The 20,626-nt window shown below is 33.5% G+C and carries 10 protein-coding genes; 6 read left to right on the forward strand and 4 right to left on the reverse strand.

Translation table 11 applies throughout. The features are described 5' to 3' along the window. Nucleotides 1-1,063: 1,063 nt before the first annotated feature. Nucleotides 1,064-2,884 carry a hormogonium polysaccharide biosynthesis glycosyltransferase HpsE gene (gene hpsE, locus ACP6PK_RS10485; protein WP_426559555.1) on the reverse strand — a complete coding sequence of 607 codons (1,821 nt, stop codon included), beginning with the start codon at nt 2,882-2,884 and terminating at the stop codon, nt 1,064-1,066. A 1,080-nt stretch (nt 2,885-3,964) separates the two neighbouring features. On the opposite strand from hpsE, the gene hpsP reads away from it, so the two are divergent. Next, nucleotides 3,965-5,149 carry a hormogonium polysaccharide biosynthesis glycosyltransferase HpsP gene (hpsP, locus tag ACP6PK_RS10490; protein ID WP_426559556.1) on the forward strand — a complete coding sequence of 395 codons (1,185 nt, stop codon included), beginning with the start codon at nt 3,965-3,967 and terminating at the stop codon, nt 5,147-5,149. Between the two features lie 425 nt (nt 5,150-5,574). On the opposite strand, the gene ACP6PK_RS10495 is transcribed toward hpsP, so the two are convergent. The 3 genes from ACP6PK_RS10495 to gatA form a co-directional block, all read right to left on the reverse strand. Continuing rightward, nucleotides 5,575-6,069 (reverse strand): tellurite resistance TerB family protein, encoded by a 495-nt coding sequence (locus tag ACP6PK_RS10495; RefSeq protein WP_426559557.1) that lies wholly within the window; start codon nt 6,067-6,069, stop codon nt 5,575-5,577. Between the two features lie 479 nt (nt 6,070-6,548). Next, the gene (locus ACP6PK_RS10500; RefSeq protein WP_426559558.1) at nt 6,549-7,460 is read right to left on the reverse strand and encodes an alpha/beta hydrolase; all 912 of its coding nucleotides are present in this window, start codon (nt 7,458-7,460) and stop codon (nt 6,549-6,551) included. 599 nt (nt 7,461-8,059) lie between these two features. Further along, nucleotides 8,060-9,532, reverse strand: a complete 1,473-nt coding sequence (gatA, locus tag ACP6PK_RS10505) for an Asp-tRNA(Asn)/Glu-tRNA(Gln) amidotransferase subunit GatA (RefSeq protein WP_426559559.1) — start codon at nt 9,530-9,532, stop codon at nt 8,060-8,062. A gap of 1,527 nt (nt 9,533-11,059) precedes the next feature. Here gatA and ACP6PK_RS10510 point away from each other — a divergent pair. The 5 genes from ACP6PK_RS10510 to ACP6PK_RS10530 all read left to right on the forward strand — a co-directional run. Continuing rightward, the gene (locus ACP6PK_RS10510; RefSeq protein ID WP_426559560.1) at nt 11,060-11,518 is read left to right on the forward strand and encodes a helix-turn-helix domain-containing protein; all 459 of its coding nucleotides are present in this window, start codon (nt 11,060-11,062) and stop codon (nt 11,516-11,518) included. A 1,040-nt stretch (nt 11,519-12,558) separates the two neighbouring features. Beyond that, a complete protein-coding gene (locus ACP6PK_RS10515) occupies nt 12,559-13,296 on the forward strand; it encodes a COP23 domain-containing protein (protein ID WP_094676540.1) in 738 nt (245 codons plus the stop codon). 304 nt (nt 13,297-13,600) lie between these two features. Then, nucleotides 13,601-14,551 (forward strand): S1 family peptidase, encoded by a 951-nt coding sequence (locus ACP6PK_RS10520; protein ID WP_246844482.1) that lies wholly within the window; start codon nt 13,601-13,603, stop codon nt 14,549-14,551. A gap of 1,743 nt (nt 14,552-16,294) precedes the next feature. Further along, entirely contained in the window at nt 16,295-17,821 is a 1,527-nt protein-coding gene (locus tag ACP6PK_RS10525) for a tetratricopeptide repeat-containing S1 family peptidase (RefSeq protein WP_426559561.1), read from the forward strand. A gap of 2,078 nt (nt 17,822-19,899) precedes the next feature. Further along, a partial coding sequence (locus ACP6PK_RS10530) for an SdrD B-like domain-containing protein (RefSeq protein ID WP_426559562.1) occupies nt 19,900-20,626 on the forward strand: 727 nt, incomplete at its 3' end.

Below are 20,626 nucleotides of genomic sequence, written 5' to 3' on the forward strand. Positions count from 1 at the left end.
GTTTTAACCAGAGGTAATTATCAATTATCCATTATCAATTATCAATTAATGAACTTCTCACTTGCAATACCGATGCTACCGGACATGATATAAGTTAATAGCTGACAGCTAATAGCTAATGGCTGAATGCTTAGGTATAGCGCTAGGGAATAGGGAATAGGGAACAGGGAACAGGGAACAGGAGACTATCAAAGGGTTTCAGATTTTATAAATGTCCTAAGCTTTGCTTCGACTGCTATATTTGCTGAGTAAGGTGACACACCTAAAATGCTGCAATGGTAGGGACGGGTTCTAGCCTAAAGTTCAATGCTCAACCTAAGATAAAATGAACCCGCCCTAATGCACAAAATTAAAAATTAGCTGTGTCGGTCTACTAACATCAATACTTTTTAATTTTTACTTTTAACTTTTGACTTCCACATAGGGGTACTAACTATATTTTAGTCAATATTTACCGAAATAATTAATAATTAAACAATTAAATAATTAGATAATTCACGCCTTTAAGCCTCCCCTTTCAAGGGGAAAAAGCGGTCGTTTGCGAAGCATTCCGTCAGGATGGGATGGCGTTTAGCTGGCGCACAACTTCGTTAACGCTACGCGACATATAAAGCGTTCGCGGCTCTGCATTCTTCGGGTTTCCTTTCCCTCCGGGACGCTACGCGAACGCCATATCCAATCGACCAAGAGAAATAAATATTTTCCTTATTTGTCAATCCTCTCCCTAAAAGGGAGAGGTAATTATCAATTATCAATTATCAATTATCCATTAATGAAAGACTATTTTTTTGTAGCGAATAGTTATCTATTCTTGTCTGCCCCTAAAAAGGTTGCATATAACGTCCCTACCTATTCTCTTTTGTTTGATTTGCTCATAGATTAACTCTCTGAAAATTATATCATTGCTAGTAAAAGTAAATAATCTCAAAGATTTAAAAGATTACTTTACAGTTACTGGCAATGACAAATGTTGAAGGAGATATAATATTTTTCCCAGCAAAAATTTATTTTTCTTCTAATGTTAAAGTCAGTTTGAACAGAGAGATTTTTGAACTCAGAAAAATTACGCCACTGCTGCTTGTATAATCTGAGAATTGACTGTATTAAAGTTATAATTATCCATTTTTATTGGATTTCCAGCCAATATCAATGGTTGAGGATAATCTATACCATAACCTTGAGCATAATTTATTCCTAACCCCTTAATAAACTCAATTATTCTCATATTTTCCACAGCTTCTGCAATGGTCTGAAAACCAAGCTTAGAACCTAGATTATGGATTTGTTCTATCCCTCTGAGATTGTCCTGGTTATTAGTAAGTCCCTTGACTAATTTACCATCAATTTTCAGATAATCTATAGGTAGTTGTTTGAGATACTCAGGCATTAAGTTGGCACGACCAACATGGTCTAAAGTAAACTGACAACCCATTTCTTTGAAAACACTAATTAGCTTTGCCACTTCTTTCAAGTTAGCAATAGCAATATTCTCATGAATTCCTAAACTAATTGTCTCTGGTAAAATTTCGTAGATATTAAACTGCTGATGCAAAAATTTGATGAAATTTTCATCATTAACACTAGCAGCACTGAGATTAATTTCATATACACAATTACTATTCCTTTGAGCTGCCTGAGAAAGTTGAGTAAATAAATTGCTAATTACCCATTGATCGATAGTTCTCATCAAATTATAACGTTCTGCAGTAGGTATAAATTTTCCAGGTAACATTATATTTCCTGTTTTATTTTGAATTCGCAGCAGAATTTCTAAATGTTTCCTGTTTAAATCTTCGTCACCAATAGGCAATATATTTTGGGCATGAAGAATGAAGTTTTTTTCTTCAAAAGCTGTGGCAATTTGTTCTAACAAATATTCATCTTCAGGGAATGCTTGATAACTCGGTACTTTTGTTTTAGCCTTTCTTTGTTTGTACCAGAATAAGAAAGGACTTTTGATAGTTTTCCACAAAAATTCTGTCTGGTAATTAGTAATAGCGTCAGCTTTTATTGACTCACCATTTTTAATTGAATGAAGGGCTAATCTCCGAAAGTCATTACCAATGTAATCTGGAAAAGCTAAAGATTTCTGCCAACTTTTAAGAGTCATCTTTTTCTGGTGATGTCTACTTAAACCTACACAGCGGATTAGGTTTAGTAGGTAATCTCTTTTTAGTTGGGAGTTAGCAATTTTATGATAAACCACCATGGCTGGATTATACCAAATTTCCCAGCCTGTTTGCTGAATATTTCTCAGCACTTCTAAATTTTCACTAGGTAATTGTGCTGCTTTATCTGTGTTATTCAAGCATAACGTTTTTGGAAATGCTTGTTGCCAGACTTGTTTACGAACTACTACTCCAGCACTAGGAGGTAATATCTTATATTTGGAGTCATATAGACGTGGTTTATTTCCTCGTTCTACAATTGCTAAAAAACAAGCTATTTCTTTCAAGTTTTCTGGAAGTTTTGACTCGGAATTTTGTTCAAAAAATTCTCCATGTATCTGACTACCAAAAGCACCAACTTGAGGATTTTTTTGACCAAAAGAATAAGCTTGAGCAACCCATTCAGAATCAGGTAAATTATCGTCATCTAGAAAACCAATAAGTTCTCCTCTTGCTTTTTCAACGGCTTTTTGTCTGGCAAATTCTACACCTTGTTTGGGTGCAAAAATATATTTCAGTGAAATTAATTTAGACCATTCAGCTTGATAATTTTCTACTACTTTAGCAGTCATATCTGTGCTGTTGTTATCAACTATGATTACTTCCCATGAGAAGTCCTCAGTGTTTATTTGTGATTTTAATCTGTCTAGTAAGTCTGGTAAACGAGTTTCCCCATTGTAGGTAGGGATGGCAACTGTGAAATCAACCTTATTCATATTTAATTTTGCACCTCAACTAAAGTTTTTTAAATCTTCCCACTCACTCTTTGTATTTACACGGTGAGTAAGTAGTTTGTGAATTATTTATCTTTTTTATCTTTCCCCTAAGTTGTTAGGGTTTATAGCAATTTTTTCGAACAAGAAGACTAACTAACTTCAAAACTCGTAAAACAAACTATATATAGCAAGTGAAGCAAAGTTTAAAACATAATTCATCAGGAGTAAACAGAAGAAAAAGATGAGTAATCTACAGCAATAATTATTAACTAATGTTCTAATTTATACTTTAGTTACTATAGCTAATCCGTAATTATACGAGTGTTTGTGAGATTTTTTATTAGTCTTATATATGAGTAATATACTTCCTTCTTTCCTGTTGTTTATGAAGAATCGGTAAAGATTACCAAGAAATTTATGAATTTTTGATGAAGAGACTTAATGTTTAATTTTTGTTACATACCTGAGTGGCTTTGTTCTCTAGGTTGGTTATTTTATGAAAATTTGCTACTCAAAATACTTGACAAATTATATTTTTTAAGGTATATAGAATATTTGGAATTTTAATGTTTTCTTTCTAATTACAAAAATATTTAGTCATACTTGCAATAAAAGTAAATAAACGAACATCAGGTCAGGATTACGGAGAGACAAATTAGGGCTAAACCCAATGCAGAAGTCAAATAGGGAAGCTGTTGTATTGGCGAGGTACAGAAGTAAATCCCTGACTAAGTGAGCATTTATAAATATCGGCGCCTTATTTGCGTAGTGTTATAATTAAGGTTTTTATCTAAAATTTGTGTCTAAAGCCTCATGCTTACAGCACTTTTCAGATAGATGACCTCACATCACAATCAAAATCTTGTAGGGACGTTCCATGGAACGTCCCTACTCTGGTCTACCCATAAAAAAAACCAAATTTGGTTTTTTTTAAGGCTTGACAACATTTATCAAATGTTGACAGCAAATTGTAGCTCTCATAATTAAGAGAACTTTAGGATTAAATCAATTAATATTAGACAACTTAAAGAATCAATACAGATTTATACTGTAGAGTGTCAAATATAGTTAAATAAAGTTATGCGAATATTACAAATAGTACCATCTATTTCTCTTGTTTATGGCGGTCCGAGTCAAATGGTTCTAGGACTTTCTACTGCCCTTGCTGCTCAAAATATAGATGTTACTATTCTCACTACAGATTCTAATGGGGATATTGGTCAGCCACCTTTAGATGTTCCTCTTGATAGACCTGTTACACAAAATGGTTATCAAATTCGTTATTTTCGTTGTTCTCCATTCCGTCGTTATAAGTTTTCTCTACAACTATTACAATGGTTAAATCAACACGCTGCTGAATTTGATTTGGCTCATATTCATGCTCTTTTTTCACCAGTCACTTCTATAGCTGCAACTGTTGCTAGAAGCTCATATTTACCCTATATTTTAAGACCTTTAGGAACTTTAGATCCCGCTGATTTACGCAAGAAAAAACAACTCAAAAAAGTTTATGTTTCTCTGTTAGAAAAGCGGAATATTGCTCATGCTGCTGCACTTCATTTTACAACTACACAAGAGGCGAAAATTTCCGAAAGATTTGGTTTATCAACAAAAGATTTAGTAATTCCTTTAGGTGTTAATCCTCCAGAGAATATTCAGGATGAAAATTTAGTTAATTATCTCCAATCTCAAGGAATAGAAATTAAACATCCCATAATTTTGTTTATGTCTCGCATTGAACCAAAAAAAGGATTAGATTTATTATTACCTGCTTTAGAAAAGTTATTGGCAGAAGGGATAGATTTTCAATTTATCTTAGCAGGTGCAAATCCTCAAGACCCTAATTATGAGGCAAAAATTCACTCACAAATAAAGGCTTCACCTCTTGCTAAATTTACAACAATAACGGGTTTTGTTACAGGGGAAATAAAGACAAGTTTATTACAAATTGCTGACATATTTGTATTACCTTCTTATTATGAAAATTTTGGCATTGCAGTTGCAGAAGCAATGGTGGCAGGAACCCCAGTAGTTATTTCTGATCAGGTTCATATTTGTCAGGATGTTGCAAGTGCAGAAGCAGGTTGGGTTGGTGGTTGTAAAATAGAAGATATGGCTACTTTAATTAAGTCAGCTTTGCAGAATGAGGCAGAAAGGAAACGCCGGGGTTTGAATGCTAAAGAGTTAGCTAAAAATAGTTATAGTTGGCAGGCGATCGCCACACAAACTATTCAAGCTTACGAAAAAATTATTGCCTCTAAATAGCTGATACCATTCATTTATCAAAGACTTTATCTATTTTCAGAGTAGGAGAGTAGGAGAGTGGGGGAGTAGGAGAGTGGGGAGTGGGGGAGAAGTAAATATAAGAAGAATTAAGGCTATCCTGGCTAATAATTATCAAAAAGATTAAAGAGCAAGTTTTAATTATTTAATAATTGAAGTGTGACCTAAGCATAGTATTAATGCATGGTAATTGATATTAATCAAATGATTGAAAGTCATGTTCATTAATTGATAATGGATAATGAGTAATGGATAATTACCTCTGGTTAAAACCATCGGATTGAATATAAGGAAATCTGATTTTTTTCTCTTGAAATAGAAGGCAATAAAGCCGAATTGATTAATTATCAATTATCCATTGCTGAATATGTCTATGTTGATAATTTTCTGATGAAACTAAATTGAATCTACTTTTCATAATTTTGATTAATTCTATACTTTTTAGACTTCTTTTTAGTAACCTGATGGATTTCTGATTTTGCTCGAAAAATTTTTGAAGCTGTTTCTGTAGAGACTTCCAAGACCTGACACAAACGAGTTAAAAACACTTGTTCTTTTCCAGATAAAACCCCATCTACTAAAATTATGTCAGTAGCTAACATAAAAGCTGTTTCTTTATACTCTGGATGTAGTGAATCATTGGCTATAGCTACTAAATTATTAATTCCTTTTTCGCTAAGTGTATTTAACATCCTATTGAGCATATTTGTAATCTGTTTTTCTGAATAGCCTTTAAAAATTTCCATTTGAGACAAAAGCACTATAACTCGTTCTGTTTCTTGTTCTAAAAGATAACCATCTGAAGCAATGGCAGATACTGCAATAGCAGCTATTGCTTCAGGTTGTGAGAATGCAACTCGATGTGCATTATAAACTTCAAATACCTTATTTAATAGACTCATTTTAGGCATTGTCTCCTAATTTATTGCTTGTTGATTTGTTTACTATTTTATCTTGAATAACAGCTTTATACAGCTTATCGTTTCTATCACAAGATTATTTGTTTGTCAACACTACCTTTTGTCCATAGTAGATTTATAGCACATTTATAAAGTTAATATTAAGAATATGGAATTTGTACTGAAATTGTGCATAAAAAACTAAATATTTTAGTAAGCATTTCCTGCGGAATGCTTACATATTTTATGGATAATTAATAATTAATAATTACCTCAATGAAAACCTTCAATAATTAATAATTAATAATTACTTCTTATTATAAAGAAAAGGATTCGCTAAAAGGATTTTTTTCTCCATGAATGGAGAGGGTTTATACTTTAATAGTTGAGTAACAACTTTACTAATATTTAATCTGAGCTAAAAAGCTTGAAAATTCTGACTCCTAACTCCTGACTACTAGCTGCCAGGAAAATATTATAACTTAAAAAGGATTGCTATAGAGGGTATGATTTTTTAATTGATTAACAAACTTATTAATTCTATGTAAATACTCATCACCAGCAATCCCTGCAACATTATTGTGATCTGCACCAGGAACTATATATAAATCTTTAATTTCAGCAGGAGTAACTGCAAATAATTGTTCACTCATATAGGCAGGAACTGACATATCCTCTGCTCCATGAACTAAGCAAATTGGTATATCTAATTGCCTTAGTTTGGAAATAGAGTCAAATTTTTGATGTAGTAGTAGTTTTATGGGAAAAAATTTATAAATTCCACCCTCATAATTGACCATATTTTGCATAGAAGTAAAAGAACTTTGAATGATTAATCCTGCCATTTGTGGGTGTCTTGTAGCTAATTCAATAGCAATAGCTCCCCCTAAAGAATGACCGTAAACCAATATATTTTGTGGATTAATCTGGCGTTGATTAACTAAATAATTCCAGACAATTTCTATATCTTGATAAATCTGTGCTTCACTAGGAAAATTCCCTGTACTACGCCCATAACCTCGGTAATCTATTAATAAGACATCAAAACCTAATTTATGAAATTTATAAGCTTGTTCAACATTTGCCCCTATATTGACTCCATTACCATGAAAAAATAACACCACATTTGGAAAATCTGACTTGTAAGAATTAGCAGGTATCCACCACCCATGTATTCTTTCTAACTTGCCTTTTTTCTGAAAGGCAGATAACCAAACATCTTGATACGAGAGGTTTATATTTTCTGGTGTTATTTCTATAACTGAACTAGGGAAAAATATGAATTGCTGTTGCACTAAAACTAGAAATATACAGATAGCAACATAACCTATAACCGAAACTATTCCAACAATTAAAAGCCACTTCACAACAGAAAAAAGATAAGATTGCCACATAAGAAAAATTTATAATTAGATAGTGTCCGCTTAATGAGTCAAGAGTTACAAACACCGAACCCCTAAACCCTGTTTTTTCCTAGATTTCTTTATGTAAAAAAATTCAAGTTATCATAAATATTTTCTTTCCTCCTTTCTGTCTCTTAATTTGACATAAAAATAAATTTTAACGCCAATCTACTAGACCGACAAAACTAATTTTGTGCATTAGTATTGTTGAGGTGGGGTAGGTTCATCTGATTAAATGTTGAGCAAGAATAAGTTAACTAAAACCCGCCCCTACTATTGCCAAATTTTAGTTGTTTCACACCACTAATTAAATTTTGTCTAGTTTGAAAACCTTAGTTTGGGGAAAATGTTCAGAAAAGCTGACAATTCAAGGATTGTAGTTTTTTCTATTTTCAGATGAAAACTATAAGTCTCAAGGTGGATGAGGTTTAGGAATGAGAATTCAATAAAGTCTAGAATTTTTTTGCAAGAACTCAGATAATATAGAGTTTCGGCAATTTAACTTGTGTAGATAATAAATACTCATTCCTGATGTCTTTTAACCGATACAGTTTATCAACACCTAACGCCTCATCCATAAAAACTAAAAACTAAAAACTAACTTTCTCAAGTCGAGGTTGACGTTTATACCAATCATTAGATTGTTCATAAACATGAGCAACTTCAAAAAGTAAACCTTCTTTCAAAACATTACCAATCAATTGCATACCAATTGGTAATCCTTGTTGATCGAAGCCACAGGGTAAACTTAAAGCAGGTAAACCAGCCAAATTAACTGGAATAGTCATTAAGTCAGACAAATACATACTCAGAGGGTCATCAGTTTTTTCCCCCACCTTAAATGCTGTAGTTGGAGAAGTGGGGCAAGCCAAAATATCTACTTGAGCAAAAGCTTTATCAAAATCCTCCTTAATTAAAGTCCGAACTTTTTGAGCTTTCAGATAATAAGCATCATAATATCCAGCCGATAAAGCATAAGTACCAATCATAATTCGGCGCTTAACTTCTGAACCAAAACCTTCAGCGCGAGTCTTGGCATACATATTCAAGAGGTTTTCCGACTGAGGAGTACGGAAACCATATTTGACTCCATCATAGCGGGCTAAATTTGCCGAAGCTTCCGATGGAGCAATAACATAATAAGTAGGTAAACCGTAACGAAATCTAGGACAAGAAACTACCTGAATTTCTGCTCCCAACTCTTGAAGTTTTTCCACTGCTTTAGTGAAAGCTTGTAGAACAGATGAGTCTAAACCTTCACCAAAAGTCTCTTGAATTAGACCAATTCTAATTTGCCCTTTAGGTCTTAAATTAGGTCTCAGATTTTTCGTGTAATCTGGGATAGAAACATTCAGACTGGTAGAATCTTTCGGGTCATAACCAGCGATCGCCTGCAACAAAATGGCAGAATCTTCCACAGTTCTACTAAAAGGACCTATTTGATCCAAAGAAGAAGCATAAGCTACTAACCCATAGCGAGAAACCAAACCATAAGTAGGCTTCATTCCCACCACTCCACAAAAAGATGCTGGTTGACGAATTGACCCACCTGTATCTGACCCTAATGCCACTACACATTCTTCAGATGCTACTGCTGCGGCCGAACCTCCAGAAGATCCTCCAGGGACTCTTTCCACATCCCAGGGGTTAGCCGTGACTTGATAGGCAGAATTTTCCGTTGAACTGCCCATCGCAAACTCATCTAGATTAGTCTTCCCTAAAATTACTGCCCCAGCATTCACAAGTTTTTGAGTCACCGTAGATTCATAAGGCGGAATAAAATTTTCTAGAATCTTAGAACCACAAGTAGTAGGGATACCTTGGGTACACATATTATCCTTAACAGCGATCGGAATCCCTGCTAGTTGTCCAATTTCCTCTCCTGTAGCAATTTTGGCATCCACCTGACGGGCCTGTTCGATGGCCTTTTCTGCCGTAACACAGATAAAGCTTTTCAACTTCGGCTCCAACTGGTTGATGCGTTCCAGAGCTTCTTGGGTAATTTCTACAGCAGAGCGTTCTTTACTGATTAGTTGTTGATGTAGCTCGCTAATGGATGCCATGCCTATACCGTCATTCCTAAAATTCAACTATTAGATTTTGACACTTTCACCGTTAAAAATATAGATTTAACCGGAGATTATTGCTTTTTATGGTTTCCCGGAAATATACAGGAATTATCGCAAGCTGCATTATACCATAAATCTTACCAATGGATAATGGATAATTGATAATTGATAATTAGGGTTTGCTGAAAAAGTCTTTTTGTTGAGGTAGGGAGTAGTTAATACCAATTTCATAATATTGCTACAGTGGCTCTGTTCTTAGGAGTCAGGAGTCGTAGGGGCGATTCGCGTTGGCGTAGCATTCCGAAGGAAATTGCCCGTACAGGAGTCAGGAGGTAAGAATTTATAATATTCGTTTTTTCTGAGGGTAAAACTGTTCCATGATTGACTAAAAATAGTTTTATAACTATAAAAATATGTTTTTTTCCAAGGGATAATTTGATTTTTACCCTCTACATCTACAGCAAATTTACTCAGACTTTTTTAATCATTTTACTGTAACTCTTTTTTTTGAATTTGGTATAAGAGTTAGGAGTTAGGGGAGTTATAGAGGAGGTAGTCAGAAGAATAGTAAGAGTGATTTTTCTGCCTCGCGTTAGCTGAAAAAGTTAGCATTTTGAGCATAATAGAGCTGAAAACCAGGTACTTTTTCCAGATCCAATAAGGCACTTATCTTTATCTATAAATGCGCGCGATAATTAATCAGCAAACCCTAATTAATCGCCAAAGGTTTAAAGTCTCTCCTATCAATTGATAATTGATAATTAGAGAGAGTTTTTATTATCCAATCTCCATTATTCATTAATGAAGTTATTACATCTTTAATAATTAAGCTTTATATTCTGTCTCTTGAGAATGCCTGCAAGAAAAAAATTAGGGAATAGGGAGTAGTTCAACAATTAATTATTAATTATTAATTATTACCTATTCTGTCATATAAGTATTGGCGCTCAAGGATTTTTTTTTCTTCTCTTGGTCGATTGGATATGGCTAGGTTTCCTCAGCATCCCATCCTAACGGAATGCTCCGCAAACGACCGCTTTTTTCTCCATGAATGGAGAGGCTTTATACCTTAATTTTTCGGCAACAATGGAAAATTTATTTGGGCAGCATTCCGCACCTAAAAAATATTTTCTATCCACAGCTATATAATTTTTATTATGGCTAATTAATGAGGCTTGATATTAGACCAGATGAGGATACAGGATAAAGATGCTAAAAAGCTGATAAATATAGCAATTATATTTTAGTTGTGAGATTTTAGTAGTAATTAGGACTCAGAAGTCAGAAGTCAGGTAGGGGAACTGTCGGATTGGCGACGTACAGAATATAAAAGGATTTTGAGCGACTTCATTGTTCTTAAATATCTATCAAAATCATTCCTGATTGCTATATTAAGCTTTCAGTTGAAATCAAATAATTTTCCTCATGGTAATTTTTTAGATAAAAATTTATATTTTATCCGGAAAATGGCACAAATAGATTGAGAAACTAGGAAATTCCCATGATTTCCTGGTAGGAGCTATGCCACCAAAAGCTCGTTTGAAACAATATCTGACCATAGAAGAACTGAAAATTCGCTACCGACAAGCTCCAGACACTATCGAATCCCGTCGGTGGCATCTCCTGCTCTTGATTGCCCAACAATGGTCTATTAAAAAGGCTGCTCAAGTTGTTGGACTTAACTATGATTATGCTAAGGAAATTGTTGGGCGCTACAACCGAGAAGGCCCAGCTTCTGTCAGGAATCGTAGCAAGGATCGTCAACCACCACCTGCCAAATCTTTATTGACTCCTGAGCAACAACAGGAACTATCGGTGGCTTTACAAGGGCCTGCTCCTGATGGTGGGGCATGGTCTGGTCCAAAAGTAGCTCGTTGGATAGCTAAGAAAACTGGTCGGGAGCATGTCTGGCCTCAACGAGGTTGGGATTACCTTAAAAGGTTGGGGATTGACTGGAAAAAAAAATATAAAAATGATTGATATATAGCATTCAGCATTCAGCACTCAGCATTCAGCTTTGATTGAATTTTGATCAATTTAGCTACCTCATACTAAATCCGGTTTATAGAGTACCCTTTTGGGGAGATGGGGAGATGGTTAGAGAGAATTTTGAAAAAGGTACTTTTAATAACCGGATTTGGTATCAAATATACATTAAATAAAAAAAGGATTGACTTAATAAATAAGCTATAGCAATCCTAAATAGGTCGCGACAAATCAAAAAGTAGATAAAAAACTTGAAACTCTTACCTGTTGCCTCTTGCCTGTTGCCTCTCTTGGTGCGCGTTCCCAAGCCAGTCCGTTGGGCGGGTCTCCCGACTTGAAGGAACTGGCGTTTGCGTCTGTCGCCGACGCGGGGTCGCACCGCTGTTGCGTAAAAAGCAGTAAGATTTTTGCCACGAATATGCGGAGGATTGCTATATATAGTATTTCCCAAGCTAGTGAGGTACAAAATTAGTTTTTTTTAGGGAATAGGAAATAGAATATAAATTAAAGATAGGTATTTATGATAAGTCTGAGAAACGCTATATATAGACAGAGTTTTTTAAAATATTTTTATACTAATGAGTGATTAAAAAACTTGATTATTTATTTAGATCAGATTAAAAATCAAGCATGATATTGCCAATAAAGAAATACTTACAGCAAATTCAAGGTATGTGAAGTACAAATATTAAATATTTAATATTAAACATTGTAGCACAGGCATCTTGTCTGTGAAAGGCGTATCTCACTCATACGGAATCTGCTGTAATAGCTGTCATATAAATAAAAAACTCAAAAAGGAACAGAATTTTCAAGCTTTCCAGTTCAAATTAACTATTATAAAAATTGTCAGAATTACATAACTTTGCACGAATAGTGAAGTACAGTTTAATATTAATTTGTATTCCCTAGAGCAATAAAACTTTATATCTCATCAACTCCACAAATGCTCTACATACTTTTCCGGAATCATAGTAAAAATCTTGATTAATTGGATGAAGGTTGTCAAAACTATCAGTAATGAATAATTATCAATGATTGGTTTGACACAACCTGAAATAGAAATCTCTCAAGATTTAGTAATTATGAAAATCAAGATTTCCACAAAAATTATCCTAGCATTTGCCTTATGTTTCGGGATTAATTTAACTATCAATAATCCCGCTTATGCTAGACCAAAACCTCAGTTACTTTGTGAAGTAAAACCAGAAATATGCCAAAAACAGGGAGAGACTATATGTAAAGAAGATGAGAGTTGTCCTCAGCAAACAGTAGAAAATTGTGAGCAAGATAATCAAATTTCCTGTGATAAAACACAGTCTGTAGTTAAAGAATTTAAACCTGTAATTCGACCTAATACATTTTATTGTGAACAGGGTAAAAATGGTATTCCAACTACTTTTGTCAAAACACCACAAGGTACTTATCCAGTTATTCGCTGGGTTTCTAATTATTTCTTGTCTGCTGGATATACTCCTATGACTCGTTGTCGTCAAGTATCAAACAAATTTCAATTATTCTACGATGATGGGAGACTAGATTACATTACTACTGGCATTGTTAATCGTCAACCTGTTGTTTGTGTTTCTGGTCAAAAGGGTGGTCCTTGTCAAGGAGTATTATTTACTCTCAAACCTTACCAAAATGCTAGCGAAACAATTCAAAAGTTATTTGATATTCGGGTTAGTGCAACTACAGGTCCTCTATATGAAAGTAGCTCCCGTTTCTATTTAAACTTTAATGATTATTTAGAAAGTTTAGTAAGCAAGTGAATGGAGTAATATAGCTCTACGCGCAAGTAAAAAGTTAAAAATTAAAAGTCAAAAGTAAGAGACTGTTTGTCAAATAAGTATTAAGAGAAGGAATAGTTACTAAAATCCAAAATTGGTAATACTTCAAAGAATTGAAATCTAGTAGATAGAGAGATATTAGGTAAATATATTCCTAGATTTTGAACTGAGAAATAGTTGTGTTGATTTCTTCCTCTCTGTTCCCTATCTCATTTTTATATTTCGTTTACAAACAATCTATAAGAGTGAGTTTGAGCGTTTATAAATCTCTTAACCTATTTGCATAGTGCTATATTTTGTCAATCTGCGATCGCTAATATTAGCAGCTTATATTGGTAGTGGGTTATTTTATTTGCCAATAGAAATTTTGCCTAAAAATTTTTCTGAACTGGAAAGTTCAGTAACTAAAATACAAAGTCAAAATTGTGCCGAATGTAATAATTTTTGTACCATTAAAGAGCTTAAAAGTTTAGCTAAATCAATCACCGTTAAAATTATTTCGGAAAATGGTTGGGGGTCAGGAATTATTTTGAAACGAGAGGGAAAAGTTTATACAGTTATTACTAATCAGCACGTTTTAGATACTGACTATAAATCTTATCTTATTCAGACTCCAGATGGTCTTTTGTATCAAGCAAATAAAATAGAAAACCAAGACTTTCAAGGAAATGATTTAGCTCTATTAGAATTTCGCAGCACTCACTCCACTTACACTGTTGCATCCCTAGAAAATTCTACTACTCTTTCTCCAGGAGATAAAACTTTTGCTGCCGGGTTTCCTGCTTTAGAAAAACTTCAAGATACAGAATTTTTATTGACTAGAGGAAGACTTTCAATTTTGTCTGACCACCCCTTAGAAAAGGGTTATCAAATTGGTTACACTAATGTCGTAAAAAAGGGTATGAGTGGGGGTCCTTTACTGAATATTTATGGGCAAGTAATTGGTATTAATGGAATGCACGCTTATCCTTTATGGGGAGATCCTTATGTATATAGTGATGGTTCCCAACCAACTGTAACTTTGCGTCAAAAAATGAGTCATTTAGCATTTGCTATTCCCATTGAAACTCTAGCTAAATTAGCTCCGAAATTTGCATCTATACCAACTATTAAACTTGACAAAACTGCTAGTAGTAAAGTTTTCAATTATTTACTTTTTGATGCTTTTAGTGAATTAATGAATTGGAAATTTTATCGAGATATTTTGCCTACTTCATCATGTAAGTCAAAAGTTTAGCAGAAGGTGAGGGTAATTTTAGTTATACCGTTAGGGAATAGGGAATAGGGAACAGCAGGCTGTTAAAGGGTTTTCCTAGGTCATGCTGCGCAAACAGGATTTATAAATTTCCTAATCTTTGCTTCGACTACTATATGAGTTGTCAGGGTTGTAGGAAAAGGTTTTAGATCAATAGTATGGATATATAGATTGATTTTGGTATGAAATTCCTATTTACTAAAATTAAATATAATACTCATATTAATAGTTTTACTAAACACCAGTATATGGAGTCAAGTAAAAATTCCTATTGCGCTATACGCAACAGAACTACTAACTTTCCTTCAGATGGAAATAAGTAAGTAAAAATTCCTATTGCGCCATACGCAATAAAACTATTGACCCCCCAAAAAAAACAGTAGGGGAGAGACTAGAATATTTCCCAAAAGAGTTTTATGGTCTACTTAAATTAAAAGCGCTTTAATAGTTATTGATTGATAACTAATACCAATTACCAAAAATTTTGCTATACCTGGATTTTCTATTTCTAAATATTATTTGTTGGAGTGAATTTTCGGTATTTAGTAACTTCTATTGTTATGAAGGTTATTTTTGCCAGCTTCCAAGTATAACAAGACGTAAGCATTCAGCTATTAGCACTCAGCTCTCAGCCTTTTAAATAAATAAATGAGTTAATAAATATAAGCTGTTGTGTATCTAGATTTTATATTCCCTATTGCTAGGAGCAAAAATTGAATATATGGTCGTTCATAGTAAGCCCGCTTTTCATGATTCATAGAATATAGAGATTTTGGCTTAAAGGTAGAAGGCACTTATGCACTCAGGCAGAAGTAATGCAAGTCAACAGAGCCGTGAAAACCCCTATAAAAACCTTAGCTGATAGCTGATAGCTGACGGCTGAATGCTTACAACAAGACTTTTGAGAATTTGTATAAGTAGGCATCAATAAATATAAAAGTAAGAGACAAATGTGAGGTGAGAGAAATTGTTTAACCCCTATTCCCAGCTCCAGTGTTCCCTATCAAAAGAATTTTATATTGAATTTTATCTATACAGTATTTTCAAATGAGATTTCAAACAAGGGTTGGTTATTTACTAACAGTAAAAAGTTTGGCAAACCTTCTTACCTGATGCCTCTTTCCTCTTACCTTTTGCCTAAAAGCAACCGGTTTTTTTACACGACTTAAATGAAAAAAACTATAGCAATTACCATCTCTATCGTGAGGTATACAATTCGTTTTTTTCAGGTAGTATGTCGGAAGGAGTAGGGTTAGTAATTCGGGTTCGGTGGAAATAGAAAAGAAGAAAAAACTGTACCTTAATAATTTGATAAACGCTATACTTACTTACCAAAATAAATTTGAGCTTATACCATTTCTAAATAGTAATGCTATGTTGCCATCTTCTTATCAACCTGTCACAAAGATATATAGCAAAAATGCACGACATTTCGTCTTACCAACTTCGTTTTTTCCTTCTTAGTCTTTTGCAACTAATAAATCACTTTCATTAATTGATAATCGATAATGGATAATGGATAATTACCTCTTTAACAATTGATAATAAAAGATGGATAATTAGAGCATATTTAGAGTTAGATAGAAATAGGGAGAGAAAATTAGAGATTTAAAAAACTCTTTGATTATCAATTATGAATTATTCATTATTAGGAGAGGCTTTAAAGCGAATTGATTAATTTTCAATTATCCATTGGTAAATGTCTATCTTGATTCAGATAAAAATATGAAACTTAAAAATTTTTTATGGGGTTTCTTAAATTTTTTACTCCCAATTAAGCCCTTACTTCTTGCTTCTTCCTTATTACTTGTTACCCCTACAGTAATTGTTTTAACGCAACCTGCTGCTCTAGCTTTAATGGCAGATGAAATCAAACAAATTTCTACAGAATTTACAGTATTAATTGATGCGATAAATCCCGCTTCCGGAGTAATTATCTCTAAGAAAAAAGATACTTATTATGTTTTAACTGCAAAGCACGTTGTGGAAACTCAAGATGAATATGCAATTATTACTCAGGATGGAGAAAGATATGAAATTGATTATCAAAGAATTATTAAATTACCAGGAGTTGATTTAGCAGTCTTAGAATTTCGGAGTAATCAAAATTATCAACTTGCTACTTTAGCTGATTATAATTATCAAGCAGAATTCCGTCATGTTTTTGTGTCTGGTTGGCCTGAGTCGAGATTACCTTTAGCTGAAAGAGAACGTTTATTTAGTCCGGGATTATTAATTAATCAAGATTATGAATTAGCTTTTATTAAAGATCCGGTTTCTAATGGTTATGAACTTTTTTATAACAATATTACTAAGTTAGGTTTGAGTGGCGCACCTGTTTTAGATACTCAAGGAAGAGTGATAGGAATTCATGGAGCTTCTGAAGGTACAAAAATTTATGATGAAGAATCTAATTCAGTGGCAAGAGTTAGTATTGGTTTTAGTTATGGCATTCCCATTAATACTTTTTTAGAGTTGGCAAATAAGTTAAATATGGGATTAAATTTTCAATTGGAAAATTCACCTCCACCACCACTGACTCAAAAAGAAGCTTTTTCTATAGAAGCTTATTTAAAAGTTCCAGAAACAGGAGATATTTCTAGTGCAGCAGCATGGGCAAATCATGGGAACCATTTGTATCGGTTAGAGAGATTTGAAGAAGCATTAGTAGCTTTTGAAGCCTCAATAAAAATCAGGGAAAATTTCTATCCAGCTTGGTATGTTAAGGGAAATGTTTTATCTGCTTTAGGTAGGTATGATGCAGCAATAGATGCTTATAAAAAGACAGTAAAAATTAAACCAGATTTTTATTTGGCTTGGCGAGATAAAGGAGCTTTATTTGCTTATTTAGATGAACCTTACGAGGCATTAATATCTTTTAATCAAGTAATTAGATATAAGCCAGATGATTTTGCAGTTTGGTATCTGAGAGGAAATATTTTAACAACAAATTTTCAGGACTATGAAGAAGCGATCGCTGCTTATGATAAGGCAATTCAATTAAAGTCTGATTTTGCTGATGCTTGGATAGGAAAAGGGGAAGCTCTTTATCGTTTAGGGAATTATGAAAAAGCTAGAGAAGCTGCCCAAGAAGCAGTAAAACTTAAGCCTAACGATCCAGAAGTTTTGAGTTTTTTAAATGCTCTAGAGGAACATAGTTTACCACCCATTCCTGTGGAGTTGATACCAAATCAAAGAGAGGTTGAAAGAAGAAGTTATCCTCCTGGTAAACAACCTAATTTCTTGTGGTAATCAATATACCTCTCCGGAAAAGAGGGAGTAGGGAGTAGGGATTAGGGGTAAATAATTGATTATTTCTGAGAGATAATTGATTTGATTTTTGATTATCGGAGATGTCTAATATACAGCGCTTCCCGTTGTTATGAGGTACAAATTTTAGGTTTGAGGGAACAGGGAACAGGGAATAAGGAATAGGGAATAAGGAATAGAAAAGAATAAAAACAACTGTACCTCATAGCTTCGGAAACTGCTGTATATAACAATCTTATTTAAGTTGTAATATTTTGCTGGTAGGGGCGTTTAATGTTGCGCAGCGAAACCCCCGTACAGGAGTCATAATTTCAAAGGTTTTCAGTCAAAATTAACTGTTCTAAAAATTATCACAACCAATGCGCGGATTGCTATAGTAGTTCTATTCTAGTTGTGCAAAAAATATTCTCAAAAAAGTGAAAATAAAAAGGTTATTAAGTAATTAAACTAAGATAATTACTTTTTTGTTATAAAAGAGCAATTTTAGCATTAATTATTCTTGTTTGTACGGACGCCCTTATGCAACGTCCCTACCTTCCCCCACTCCCCTACTCCCCTACTCCCCTACTTCAATCAAATATAGAAAAGTTTTTGAGAAATGGTATTACACCTACTTAGCAGTTAAATTTGAATTGTGAATAGAGAATTCAAGACTTAATCAAACAGTAGTATAGTGTTTATTTACCTTTGTAAGGTAAAGTTTTTTTATCTTTTTTTTCTGTTCCCTTTTCCCTGTTTCCTGTTTCCTGTTTCCCGTTTTCTGTTCCCTAAAACATAGAATTTTGTATCTAACTCAGAGTTAATAATTGCTATAAATAAGAAGAAATTTTTTTGTAGAATAAAAATAGATGAGATTTCATTAATGGATAATGGATAATGGATAATTACCTCTGGTTAAAACCGTAACAGAATTGAATATAAGGAAATATCCTATAGCAATATGGGTTTAGTTGTGAGATATTGGAGATTTTTAGGGAACTCTTAACGCTTAACTGGGAACAGAAAAGAAGGAAAAAATGTATCTCTTATCATAAGATAACTGCTATATTCTATACCTTTAAGGAATACTTCCATTCTCACATATGATTCCTGGTTGCTATAGCACTTTTTTTCTCTTGAAATAGAAGGCTTTATACCTTTATTTTTCGGTAAATTTCTATATTTTATCCCATAGGGAAAGGAGAATATTAATGCTAAGGGCGAGAAAATCATCTGACAAATAATCTAGAGTAAACTAAAGGTTTGACCTATGATGTTTGTCAGACTCAAATTCAAGCTTAATCTTAGTTGCCAAGAAACCCTTAATCACGATTAGATCTAGATTCAAAAGCACGGAACATTATTCCATGTTTTTGATTCTCTAAAATTAACAACAATATCTACACCATAAAAGTCGGTATATCCTACAGATTAACCCACAAAAATCCGGAATGTTATGACAAGTTCCTTAGAGTTTGTTTGATTATTAAGGTTAGTTGAGGCGTCAGTAATAAAACTGAATTATCTATCCGGATTTATCAATATAGTTCAGAATTTTCAATTAAAACTTGCAGATAGAATTATTCTGGACTTGATTTAACAGACAAAAATATTTTGCTCAATATAAAGACTGGTAACTACCCAGGAAAATGAGAGAGTCTTTTTCAACAAAATATTAATGCTGGAACCGATGGGATGAATTTACATTAATGGTTAATAGCAAAGTTCATTAATTGATAATTGATAATGAATAATGGATAATTACCTCTGCTTAAAACCCTAAAGGAATTGAATCTAAGGAAATCTCCTAGCACTTTTTTTATCCTATTATGAGAGGCTTTAAACCGGATTCATTAATTATAAATTATCCATTGGTAGGGTATTGGTATCTATATTCTTACAGAAGACTAGCTATATTTTAGTCAATATTTCAGGAATATTTTCTGGTGACCAATAGTTGTATATTCTTGCCACCCCCCTACTCCCTACTCCCACTTCCCTATCTCCTTTTTTATATTTCCTGATACATTCAATCTCCAACATTAAAAAATATTCATTTTATCTAGTAAAAGGAGTAATATATGAGGACATTAACAGCATCTCAGTTTAACCCTACAGGTAATATAAGTGGCTTAAAATTCAATGACATTAATGCCAATGGTAGGTTAGACCCTAACGAATTTGGTTTACCTAATTTCACAATTTACTTGGATATTAATAACAATGGTTCTTTAGACTTCAATGAACCTGCTAATATTACCAATAATTTCGGCGGTTATTTATTCAATAACTTACCACCTAATACTTATACAATTAGAGAAATTCAACAACCAGGATTTTTCCAAACTACCCCCACCCCAATTGTCAATGTAACTCCAGGAAGTAATCTCACAAATATCAATATTGGTAATAGTGGGAATGTGAGTAACCGAGGTAGTATTAGTGGCATTAAATTTAATGATACGAATACTAATGGAATATTCGACCCTGGAGAAAATGGTTTAGCAAATATTACTTTATATTTAGACTTGAATGAAAATGGATTCTTAGACGATGGAGAACCTCCGACTATTACTGGTATTAATGGTGAATATTCTTTCCTAGATTTACCTCCTAATACTTATATCTTGCGAGAAATTTCTCCACCAGGTTTTACTCCAACTACTCCCGACCCAATTTTAAATGTAACTCCGGGAAGTAATCTGACAGTTAATATTGGGAATGTAAGTAACCGAGGTAGTATTAGTGGCATTAAATTTAATGATACGAATACTAATGGAATATTCGACCCTGGAGAAAATGGTTTAG

Source organism: Dapis hubbardiae BLCC-M172 (genome assembly GCF_050016015.1).
GTDB lineage: Bacteria > Cyanobacteriota > Cyanobacteriia > Cyanobacteriales > Microcoleaceae > Trichodesmium.